Raw genomic sequence first — 9,806 nt, 5'->3', positions numbered from 1 at the left:
TTAGACAGCCAATCGTTTTCTACCTTTAGCACGACGAGCGTTCAATACTCGACGGCCGTTTTTTGTCGCCATACGTGCACGGAAACCGTGAGTACGTTTACGTGGCGTATTATGCGGTTGGTATGTTCTTTTCATAAGCCATTCCCTTTAGAAATTTTTAGCACGCAATAATAGACAATTCTTACTTAAAGGTCGATTAAGCTTCACAAAAGCTTGTTAAAAAAATCTGTAATATGTCCGATATACTCACTAAGATTCAACCCTTAAAGGTTCCCTTATGACAACTTCTACCTCTTATGATGCTTACCGTTCTCACGAACTGAACATTCAGATGAAAACAAGTTCGGGTGATATACTCTCCCTTAATTTCGAAAATGAACAGTCTCTTTCCCTGAATGAAAAAACGACGTCCAATAGCAAAGAACAATCATTTTCTTTCTCTTCCATGCAGGCGTTTTCTTTTAATCTCGATAGCAACGGTATTAGCGAACAAGATCAAGAAGAGATCAATGCCTTTATGGAAAAAGCACAACCCTATATTGATAAATTTATGAAAGAGCTCGAAGAGGAGAATCAAACCTCACCGATCAACAAAATCGCTTCGGATGTGACAAAGCTCATCGGAAATCTCAAAAATAGCGATGATAATGTTAAGAATCATGCCAAAAAAGGGGTAGTAGATCTATTTGATAATGCCGCTAAAGAGACAAAGTCTATGGATAAAATGATTGAAGAGGCTCAAAAATTAATGCAGAAAATCATCGACGGATTTGACAAAATGTTTGAGCCGATATACGCTTAAGGCTTTAAAAAATCGCGTAAAGTCGGCATGACCGACTGCCCCGTCGGAACATTGCTCAAATCGAGTCGCGTTTTGAGTTTCATATGACAATCGCGGCACTCACGAATCACTGCATGCTCTGCAACCCGTACCCCTTCAATCTTTGCCACCGGATGACAAGAAAAACAATCAGACCCGCAATCGGCCATTTTAGCCGGATCAGCACTGTGACATTTGATGCAGGTCGTCATCGGTTTATGACGGTGATCGTTATCGATATTTTTAAGAAGCGCGGGATGACAGGTCATACAATCACCCGTGCACCCCAAAAGCTGCAATAATAATACAAAGAGTAAGGCAATTATTTTCATGATGCAAATTATGCCACAGAAACGGTAATCTCATCTCCAACGGCATCAAAAGTGACCGATGAGCCCTCATCCACTTCGCCGCCTAAAATTAAATCAGCAAGGCGATCTTCTACGATCTCATAGAGTGCACGTTTGAGTGGACGCGCACCGTAAACCGGATCGAACCCTGCACTCGCAATGTAGCGTTTCGCGCTGTCGGTGAGGGTGAGGGTAATGTCACGCTCTTCCACTTTTGCCGCAATATCTCTAAAGAAAAGATCGACGATGCTGAGAATTTGCGCTTCTCCCAACGGATTAAAGACCACGACATCATCCAAACGGTTCAAAAATTCGGGTTTAAAGTGCTGTTTCAACTCACCCAAAACCATATCTTGTAATCCGGCATCCCCGTGATGCGCCATAATCTTGTCACTGGCAATATTAGAGGTCAAGATGATGATCGTATTGGTAAAATCAACCACCACCCCTTTGTTATCGGTCAAACGCCCATCATCGAGCACTTGTAAGAGGACATTAAACACATCGGGATGGGCTTTTTCGACCTCATCGAACAAGATTACGCTATAAGGCTTACGGCGTACCGCTTCGGTAAGCTGTCCCCCCTCATCAAACCCCACGTATCCCGGAGGGGCACCGACGAGACGGGAAACGGCATGTTTCTCCATATATTCGGACATATCGATACGGATCATCGATTCACTGCTGTCAAAGAGGAACTTCGCAAGCGTTTTCGCCGTCTGTGTTTTCCCGACTCCCGTAGGACCGAGGAAGAGGAACGATCCTATCGGACGGCTTTTATCGGAGAGTCCCGCTTTGTTCCGCTTGATCGCACGGGCTACGGCGTGGGTCGCTTCCACTTGCCCTACGACATCGCGATTAAGCTCTTCCTCGATGTGAAGAATCTTCTCTTTTTCACTTTGGAGCATTTTATTCACCGGAATTTTTGTCCAACGGCTCACGATTCCCGCGATAGAGGCTTCATCGACACTGTTTTTGAGGAGTGTCCCCTCGGCTACCATCCCTTTCCATCTCTCTTGGAGTGCTTTTTCTTCCTCAAAAAGTTTAGGGATTTGTCCATATTCGATCTCAGCCGCTTTGTTAAAATCGGCCGCTTGTTTCGCACTTTCGGCTTCACGGCGTTTGGATTCGATCTCCGCTTTAATCTTTGCGACCCTCTCAAATACCTCTTTTTCATGGGCAAACTGCGATTCCAAACTTCGACGCTCTTCACCTGCATCGGCAAGTTCCCGCTCAATCTCTTCGAGCCGTTTGGTATTGGCTGCCGACTCTTCCATTTTAAGAGCCTCTTTCTCGACTTGTAAATTGGTTAATTTACGTTTGACACCGGCTAGAGCATTCGGTTCTGATTCGATCTGCATTTTCAGCTCTGCCGCCGCTTCGTCAATCAAATCGATCGCTTTGTCCGGTAAAAATCGGTCATTGATATAGCGATCAGAGAGTTTTGCCGCCGCTACCAGTGCCGAGTCGGTAATGGTAACATTATGGTGAGCTTCAAGACGTTCTTTCAGCCCTCGGAGAATTTGTAGTGATTGGTTGACACTCGGTTCATCTACATTGACCGGCTGAAAACGGCGTTGCAATGCCGCATCTTTTTCGAAATATTTACGATACTCTTTGAGTGTTGTCGCCCCGATTGTGTGCAATTCCCCACGAGCCAATGCCGGTTTGAGGATATTCGCCGCATCCATCGATCCCTCTGATGCACCCGCACCGACAATGGTATGGATTTCATCAATAAAGAGGATAACGTTGGCCGATTTTTTTACCTCATCAATCACCGCTTTGAGACGATCCTCGAACTCACCGCGATATTTTGCCCCCGCAATCAATGCACTCATATCTAAGGCAATCACTTTTTTATTTTGGAGACTAAGCGGTACTTCCTTATTATAGATACGTTGTGCTAATCCCTCGACAAGAGCCGTTTTACCGACGCCAGGCTCTCCGAGGAGAATCGGATTGTTTTTCGTTTTACGGATCAAGATCTGCATCATCCGTCCGATCTCTTCATCTCTTCCGATCACCGGCGAGAGTTTCCCCTCAGCGGCTTCACGGGTCAAATCTATTCCGTATTTAGAGAGCGATTCGAGATTTTCATCCGCGGTTTGTGACTCGATTTTTTGCCCTGCGCGGGAAGCTTCAAAAGTTTTGGCGAGCTCTCTGAGATCGATGTATTTACCTAAAATCGCTTTAAACGGATCGTTTTGGAGGTTAGCTACGATATAAGTATCGATTGCTAAGAAGCTGTCTCCGTTTTTTGCCATTTCCCCCGTACTCACTTCAAGCGAATGGGCAAAATTACGAGAAAGTCGGATGCTCTCTTTGGTGACGTGCGAGGCACTCGGAAGTTTGGATGCCGCACTTTTGACATCGAGTTCAATCGCCGTTTTATCAACGCTCATTTTGGCAAGCATCTGATTAAGCGGTGAATTGCTGTTAGCGAGCAATGCCCATAAAAAATGGATCGGTTCGACTTCGCTGTTTTTATTGTGTAGCGCTAAAGAGATCGAAGATTCGATCATCTCGGTCATTTGGTGGGTTAGTTTTTCAAAAATATTTTGCATTGTTAAATCCTTATAATTTAGTTGCAAACATTATAATACTTTGAGTCACTTGTTGTCAAGTCTTTTAAGTAAAATTACTTAAAGTAGAAATGAAGAGGCTAATCCGATACCCCCTCCGAAGACGCCACCCCATACCACGAGCCATCCCAAATGCTCTTTCATTAATGCATGTAACATCTCTTTCACCATTTCAGGAGTAAGTTCAGCAAGACGCGATTCAACAATCTCTTCAATGGATGCACTCAAATGGCTACCCCCTTGATGCAAATGCGTATTTAAGGCGTTCATAAAAGATTCACTTTGCGCTATTTCGATGGTTGATGCTTTTATCTTCTCCAAAAACGGCTCTTTGAGTTTACCGATAATCGCTTCACCGCCAAACATTCCCAGCATTCCGCCCAAAGGCGAATCCATGACGCTTCTAACCAAAGCATCGTAGGCAGGGGTAAAATCGGTCTCTTCGATAATCGGGGCTAAATTAATCGTCCGCTCTTGGCTTCGGACGAAACTCTCGATTTTCTCCGGGGTAAAAAATTGTTCCATTATCAGTATTTTAAGTGCCGTTCGTATCGACTCAAAGCGATCTATAATAATCCCTGAACCGTAAAGATAAGGTACTTTTTCAAACAGCATATGGATTGCTAGCTGGTTCGTCACGGCACCCGACAAGGCAAACAAACCTGCACTTCGTAATGCTGAACCTAACGCTCCCTCAACCATATATGAAACGCCTACAACCCCTAAAGAGACTCCGTTGGTTATCCATCCTTTATCCATTTTCAAAACTCCTATCGTTAATACGTGTATTATACAAAAAAGGTTAAAGTTACACCCAAAAAAGGAGCGCTACTATGATTCTTAATAGTATGGAAACTCTGCTTCGTAACGGTGAACGTTCTGAAATTTTAGGCGCCCTTTCCGTAGCACTTGATCGAAGTGACGAAGCTCCGTTTTGGCGACAAAAAAGTCTCCCTTTTTGTGAAGCTATTTTAAGTGTTTTAATTCCCTTGCGAGAACAAAATCTCTTATTTGATCCCGAAGGAAATGCACAACCTGAACTCTCTTCTGCACTCTTTATCCGCTGGTGCGATCTCCTCAGTCTCAAAACGATCGCTTTTACGCTCGCACAAAGTAATCAGGAGGGAAAGTTGGTACGTACCAAATTCTCATCCGAGCGTTGTAGCGCGTATACGCCGATTGACTTAGAGATATTGGGAACCTATTTGAGCGGCTATACGGTCAATCTCAATGATGAGTGGGTCGATTTTCCGATTACGAACTATAATCTCCATATCGGAATGACCTCTTTGATTAGTAAAATTCTTGAAGGAAAATGTTAATGCAAGAGATGCAAGCACTTAAAATCAACAGTTATCTCTCATCAGGAGAGATTAGTACACTTCTTGAAAATGTCGATTATATTCTAATGGCATCACCTTCTATGATGGTTGATGAGTACCCAATCCATTTTAGTATTATTTTAAACACTGCCGAAATGGTTCCTGAAGAGGTAAAACCTCTTATCTTGGAAAAATTTTGCCGTGAACTAGGGATCACCGCAACCTCTCATGTGTTAAGCAACCGTGAACGGATCGCCTTTGCCCTCACAACCCAAGAAACCCCGATGCCCAAACATATCATCGATGATGCCGAAGCGAATACTATCCCGTGGACGTTACTACATATTATCGATTTTTTAGGAGATTCGGAAGGGTTCAAAGAGGCAAAAGACGGCCTCAGCGGATGGAGTTATAGCTATAATAATTAGTTTTGACACATCCCCTCAATCTCCTCCACACTCTTGGCGATCATCGCCGAGAGGTTCTCATGCCCCTCTTGTGTGACGAGAATATTATCCTCGATGCGAATACCGATACCGCGATAGCACTCAGGGACAGACTCATCATCAGCGCGAAAATACAGCCCCGGCTCAATCGTCATCACCATACCTGATACAAAAGCGAGCGATTCTCCCGATTCATCTACATACGGACACGGATCATGAACATCCAATCCCATCCAATGACCTATCCCGTGCGGTGCATATTTTTTATGTGCTTTCACTTCCATCAGGGTTTCTCGCTCACCGCTCAAAATACCTAATGCAATAAGAGCATCACAAAGAAGTTCTTCACTGTAGGTTTGAAGATAATCTCTCTTTATCCCCGGTTTGATCGCTTCGATTACACGTAATTGCACCTCAAGTACTTTTTCGTATATTTCACGCTGAGCATTACTAAATTTCCCGTTGATCGGAAATGTTCGGGTAATATCACTGGCATAAAGTTCCCATTCACATGCCGCATCGATGAGGACTAAATCCCCATCACGAAGTTCCTCGCGGTTATCGACATAATGAAGCGTATTGGCATTATTTCCCCCCGCTACAATCGCACCATAAGCTTCACTCACCGCACCGCTGTTGAGAAAAATATAACTCATCGCGGCTTGAAGCTGATATTCTCTCATCATGGGTTGACATACCTTCATTGCTTCATGGTGCGCTTCAGCGGTAATTGCTATCGCTTGACGTATCGTTGCAATCTCTTCGTCTGATTTAATAAGGCGCAAGGATCGGATAAGATAGGTGACATCACGAATAGAGCGGACATGGCGTTTTATGCCACGCATGCTGTGAAGTGCTTGTGCGGCACCTTTGGCTTCGACTATTCGGGGAGAATCACAGTACAAATCGATATAAAGATTCACATGCTCCCGTAAAATCTCTTTTATCATGCCGCCGTATTCACTACTCGCATACACTTCATCAACGCTAAAACGCGCACGTGCTCCCTCTACCCCTAATCGCGCTCCGTTCCATAACGCATGCTCGTCATTATATGCTTCGACAAATAAAATCGTTTTTGTTGATTCGGATGTTTTGATCAATACTAAAAGGGCATTGTCTTCATTGAACCCGCAGAGGTAATAAAAATCACTGTTTTGACGGTAGGAATATTCGGTATCGTTTGATCGGATTTTAGCAGGTGCTGAAGTAATAATCGCCACACCCTCTTCCATCAACTGAAGAAGATTATGGCGACAATTTAAAAAGTGTGTTTCATTCATGGCGATATTGTGCCATAAATGAGTCAGATTTAGAAATTTCTCTCTAGAAGTTTTCCTACTTTGAGGATGGTAATGATGCGATCCGCCTGTTTACCGACGCCGTCAATCATACTCTCTTCTTCCGCGATCGTATCCGGTGCCGGACCGACATCCCGTTTTGGTAGACGTATTGCTTCTGTCAGGCGATCGATTACAAATCCCGCAACATCATCACCGTTTTTCATAACGATAAATCGGGTCTCTTCGGTATGTTTCATCATCTCTAATCCGAAACGTGAACGCAAATCAATCAGCGGAATAACGGAACCGCGAAGATTAAATACACCCAAAATATACTCAGGTGTTTGTGGAACACGCGTCCAAGAGATCGGTTTAATGATCTCTTGAATACTTAAAATGGGCACCGAGAACTCTTCATCTCCGACGATGAATCCGACCAGTTGGATCACTTCATCGATTTTAACATCGTCTCCGGAGAGGGCTTTGTTTTGTTTATTGATAATTTGTTGAAGTTTTTCGCTCATAGTTATAGCCCCTCATTAAACTTGATATTGCGCTTGACGACATTCATCAGATATTCCGGTGAGTACGGTTTCGTGATGTATTCAACCATTCCTGATTCTACCCCGCGCATCCGATCCGCTTTGCCGGTACGTGATGTAACGGCGATGAGCGGAAGATTTTTGTACTTATTGTACTTTTTAATCTCTGCTGCCAATGTGTATCCATCCATTCGCGGCATTTCAATATCGACCAACATACCGTCAAACATATGATCACCCTGCTTGAGGATGTTGAGAGCTTCTACCCCATCCGTTGCTTCGACAAGGGTAATACCCATCGGTTCAAGTGCTTTTCGCATAATAGTTCGGTCTGTTTTTGAATCATCGACGATCATAACGGTATAGTCACTTGCTGAATTTTTAGTACCGGATCGCCCTTTGGCTTCCGCACTCTCTTGTCCGACCGTCGATTTGACCGATTTAGCCATCTGCATCAACGCCGCAACGTCAACGATCAAGGTGACGCCGCCATCACCGCGAATGGTTGCCCCTGCGATCCCTTCTATCCCTTTGAGATATTCACCGAGTGATTTAATAACGATCTCTTCTTGTCCGACCAGAGAATCGACGATAAGTCCGATTTTGCTCTCTGCAAGTCCAAGAACAACAACGTACGCGTGTTCGCTGTTATCAAATACGCGTTCCACTTCAAAGATGTCGCCGATATGAACAAGAGAAAGAACTTCATCACGAAGACGCATAACCGAACGGCTCTCAACGGTATAAATTTCATCTTTACTGATACGAACCGTCTCAAGAACCGAAGCGAGAGGGATTGCATAATACTCTTCTTGTACTCCGACTAGCAACGCTTGGATAATTGCCAAGGTAAGAGGAATTTTGAGTTTCATCGACGTACCTTGACCCACTTCGGAATCAATATCGATCATACCGTTTAATTTTTCAATGTTCGTTTTAACAACATCCATCCCTACCCCGCGCCCTGAAACACTCGTAACTTGTGCGGCGGTTGAGAATCCCGGACGGAAAATAAGACCGAATGCCTCTTTCTCAGACATAATATCGGCTTCTTTTTCGGTGATAATCCCTTTTTCAATGGACTTGGATTTGAGCATATCGGCATCAAGCCCTTTACCGTCATCAATAATTTGAATAACGATGTGGTTCCCCTCATGATACGCTTTGAGTTGAATGGTTCCACCCTCTTCTTTACCGGAAGCAAGACGAATTTCCGGTGTTTCAATCCCATGGTCACATGAATTTCGGATGATATGGACAAGTGGATCGCCGATCTCTTCTACGATCGATTTATCAAGCTCGGTATCTTCACCCGTAATCTCAAGCTCGATTTTTTTATTTAGTTCACGAGAAAGGTCACGAATCATACGAGGGAATTTGTTAAACACTTTTCCGATCGGTAACATACGGGTTTTCATAACCGCGATTTGTAAATCGGTTGTAACCAGTGAGACGATCGATACGACTTGGTTTAGCTCTTCAAGGAAAGCTTCCCCCTCGTAACGCTCTTCAACGTCATCATTAATTTTAATTAGGCGGTTTTTACCGAGTACGAGTTCCCCGATAAGATTCATCAAATGATCAAGTCGTTTAACGTCAACACGAATAGTTTGTTCTACGACTGAACCGCGATTTTCAGCATCATCTTTGGATTCTACTTTTTTAGGTGCCGGTGCGGCAGCAGCTTTTACCGCAGGGGCGGCATCCGCTTTAGGAGCTGCAGGAACCGGAGCAGAGATCGGTGCTTCATCCTCTTGAGCTTTGTGTGTACGTTTCGCCGCATCTTCTTCTTGACGAAGGGCAATCAGACGTTCAATCTCCGCTTCTACCTCTTCATCACTCATTCCTGAGTAATCCGGCTCTTCTTCTACGCTTGAATTTGCTGGCGCATTATTGGCCCGTTTCGCTGCGTCTTCTGCTTGGCGTACCGCAATAAGACGCTCGATTTCCGCTTCGACTTCCTCTTCGCTCATCCCTGAATAATCAGGTTCTTCTTCAGCAACGGCTACCGGTTCAGGTGCCGCAGCAGCAGCGGGAGCAGGAGGAGTATGCCCTTGCGAAGGGACTGATGTACCGTTTGCAACTGCGTCCAAACGTGTGACACACGGTCCTACTTCCAATCCGCTGTCTTCACTGCTGTCTCGAATACGGACGAGCAATCCTTTCATCAAATCGATTGATTCTAGAATAACGTCCATCACATCCGCGTCAATAACCAAATCTCCGTGACGTGCCATATTGAGGAGATTTTCCATATGGTGGGTCAAATGGGTGAGTACATCAAAGTTCAAAAATGAACTTGCCCCTTTGATCGTGTGGGCTACCCTAAAAATACGATTGAGCAAATCCAAATCGTCCGGTCGTGACTCCAACTCGACAAGGTCTTGGTCAAGCTGTTCAATCAGTTCAAATGACTCAACCAAAAAGTCCTGTAATATCTCTTGAAATTCATCCATGC

At 44.4% G+C, this 9,806-nt stretch carries 10 protein-coding genes; 3 read left to right on the top strand and 7 right to left on the bottom strand.

Annotated elements, in window-relative coordinates; translation table 11 throughout:
• Positions 1–135 (bottom strand): 50S ribosomal protein L34, encoded by a 135-nt coding sequence (rpmH, locus tag RMO68_RS09945; protein ID WP_013459438.1) that lies wholly within the window; start codon positions 133–135, stop codon positions 1–3.
• A gap of 142 nt (positions 136–277) precedes the next feature.
• Here rpmH and RMO68_RS09940 point away from each other — a divergent pair, with 142 nt between their 5' ends.
• Complete coding sequence (locus RMO68_RS09940) at positions 278–802, top strand: hypothetical protein (protein ID WP_310440600.1); 525 nt, start codon at positions 278–280, stop codon at positions 800–802.
• On the opposite strand, the gene RMO68_RS09935 is transcribed toward RMO68_RS09940, so the two are convergent.
• From RMO68_RS09935 to RMO68_RS09925, 3 genes are all read right to left on the bottom strand, one after another.
• The gene (locus tag RMO68_RS09935; RefSeq protein ID WP_310440599.1) at positions 799–1,152 is read right to left on the bottom strand and encodes a hypothetical protein; all 354 of its coding nucleotides are present in this window, start codon (positions 1,150–1,152) and stop codon (positions 799–801) included. The two genes, RMO68_RS09940 and RMO68_RS09935, sit on opposite strands and share 4 nt — an antisense overlap.
• An 8-nt stretch (positions 1,153–1,160) precedes the next feature.
• Positions 1,161–3,737 carry an ATP-dependent Clp protease ATP-binding subunit gene (locus RMO68_RS09930; RefSeq protein WP_310440598.1) on the bottom strand — a complete coding sequence of 859 codons (2,577 nt, stop codon included), beginning with the start codon at positions 3,735–3,737 and terminating at the stop codon, positions 1,161–1,163.
• A 78-nt stretch (positions 3,738–3,815) separates the two neighbouring features.
• The gene (locus RMO68_RS09925) at positions 3,816–4,514 is read right to left on the bottom strand and encodes a DUF445 domain-containing protein (RefSeq protein ID WP_310440597.1); all 699 of its coding nucleotides are present in this window, start codon (positions 4,512–4,514) and stop codon (positions 3,816–3,818) included.
• A 74-nt stretch (positions 4,515–4,588) separates the two neighbouring features.
• Here RMO68_RS09925 and RMO68_RS09920 point away from each other — a divergent pair, with 74 nt between their 5' ends.
• Together RMO68_RS09920 and RMO68_RS09915 are read left to right on the top strand one after the other, a co-directional pair.
• Entirely contained in the window at positions 4,589–5,077 is a 489-nt protein-coding gene (locus RMO68_RS09920) for a hypothetical protein (RefSeq protein WP_310440596.1), read from the top strand.
• Positions 5,077–5,505, top strand: a complete 429-nt coding sequence (locus RMO68_RS09915) for a hypothetical protein (RefSeq protein ID WP_310440595.1) — start codon at positions 5,077–5,079, stop codon at positions 5,503–5,505. The genes RMO68_RS09920 and RMO68_RS09915 overlap by 1 nt, the downstream gene beginning before the upstream one ends.
• Here the strand turns inward: RMO68_RS09915 and RMO68_RS09910 are convergent.
• Genes RMO68_RS09910 through RMO68_RS09900 form a run of 3 tightly spaced genes read right to left on the bottom strand, consistent with a single transcriptional unit; the run spans position 5,502 to position 9,804 of the window.
• A complete protein-coding gene (locus RMO68_RS09910; RefSeq protein ID WP_310440594.1) occupies positions 5,502–6,806 on the bottom strand; it encodes an aminopeptidase P N-terminal domain-containing protein in 1,305 nt (434 codons plus the stop codon). The two genes, RMO68_RS09915 and RMO68_RS09910, sit on opposite strands and share 4 nt — an antisense overlap.
• A gap of 29 nt (positions 6,807–6,835) precedes the next feature.
• On the bottom strand, positions 6,836–7,330 hold the full coding sequence (locus RMO68_RS09905) for a chemotaxis protein CheW (RefSeq protein WP_310440593.1): 495 nt from the start codon (positions 7,328–7,330) through the stop codon (positions 6,836–6,838).
• Between the two features lie 2 nt (positions 7,331–7,332).
• Positions 7,333–9,804 (bottom strand): chemotaxis protein CheW, encoded by a 2,472-nt coding sequence (locus RMO68_RS09900; protein ID WP_310440592.1) that lies wholly within the window; start codon positions 9,802–9,804, stop codon positions 7,333–7,335.
• Between the last annotated feature and the right edge of the window lie 2 nt (positions 9,805–9,806).

The organism is Sulfuricurvum sp., assembly GCF_031427015.1.
Classification (GTDB): domain Bacteria; phylum Campylobacterota; class Campylobacteria; order Campylobacterales; family Sulfurimonadaceae; genus Sulfuricurvum.
This window is presented reverse-complemented; position numbering and strand designations above follow the sequence as displayed.

Bases quoted from the DNA above. Each gene is read 5' to 3' on its own strand.
- rpmH (WP_013459438.1), bottom strand. From the start codon at position 135: ATGAAAAGAACATACCAACCGCATAATACGCCACGTAAACGTACTCAC.
- RMO68_RS09940 (WP_310440600.1), top strand. From the start codon at position 278: ATGACAACTTCTACCTCTTATGATGCTTACCGTTCTCACGAACTGAAC.
- RMO68_RS09935 (WP_310440599.1), bottom strand. From the start codon at position 1,152: ATGAAAATAATTGCCTTACTCTTTGTATTATTATTGCAGCTTTTGGGG.
- RMO68_RS09930 (WP_310440598.1), bottom strand. From the start codon at position 3,737: ATGCAAAATATTTTTGAAAAACTAACCCACCAAATGACCGAGATGATC.
- RMO68_RS09925 (WP_310440597.1), bottom strand. From the start codon at position 4,514: ATGGATAAAGGATGGATAACCAACGGAGTCTCTTTAGGGGTTGTAGGC.
- RMO68_RS09920 (WP_310440596.1), top strand. From the start codon at position 4,589: ATGATTCTTAATAGTATGGAAACTCTGCTTCGTAACGGTGAACGTTCT.
- RMO68_RS09915 (WP_310440595.1), top strand. From the start codon at position 5,077: ATGCAAGAGATGCAAGCACTTAAAATCAACAGTTATCTCTCATCAGGA.
- RMO68_RS09910 (WP_310440594.1), bottom strand. From the start codon at position 6,806: ATGAATGAAACACACTTTTTAAATTGTCGCCATAATCTTCTTCAGTTG.
- RMO68_RS09905 (WP_310440593.1), bottom strand. From the start codon at position 7,330: ATGAGCGAAAAACTTCAACAAATTATCAATAAACAAAACAAAGCCCTC.
- RMO68_RS09900 (WP_310440592.1), bottom strand. From the start codon at position 9,804: ATGGATGAATTTCAAGAGATATTACAGGACTTTTTGGTTGAGTCATTT.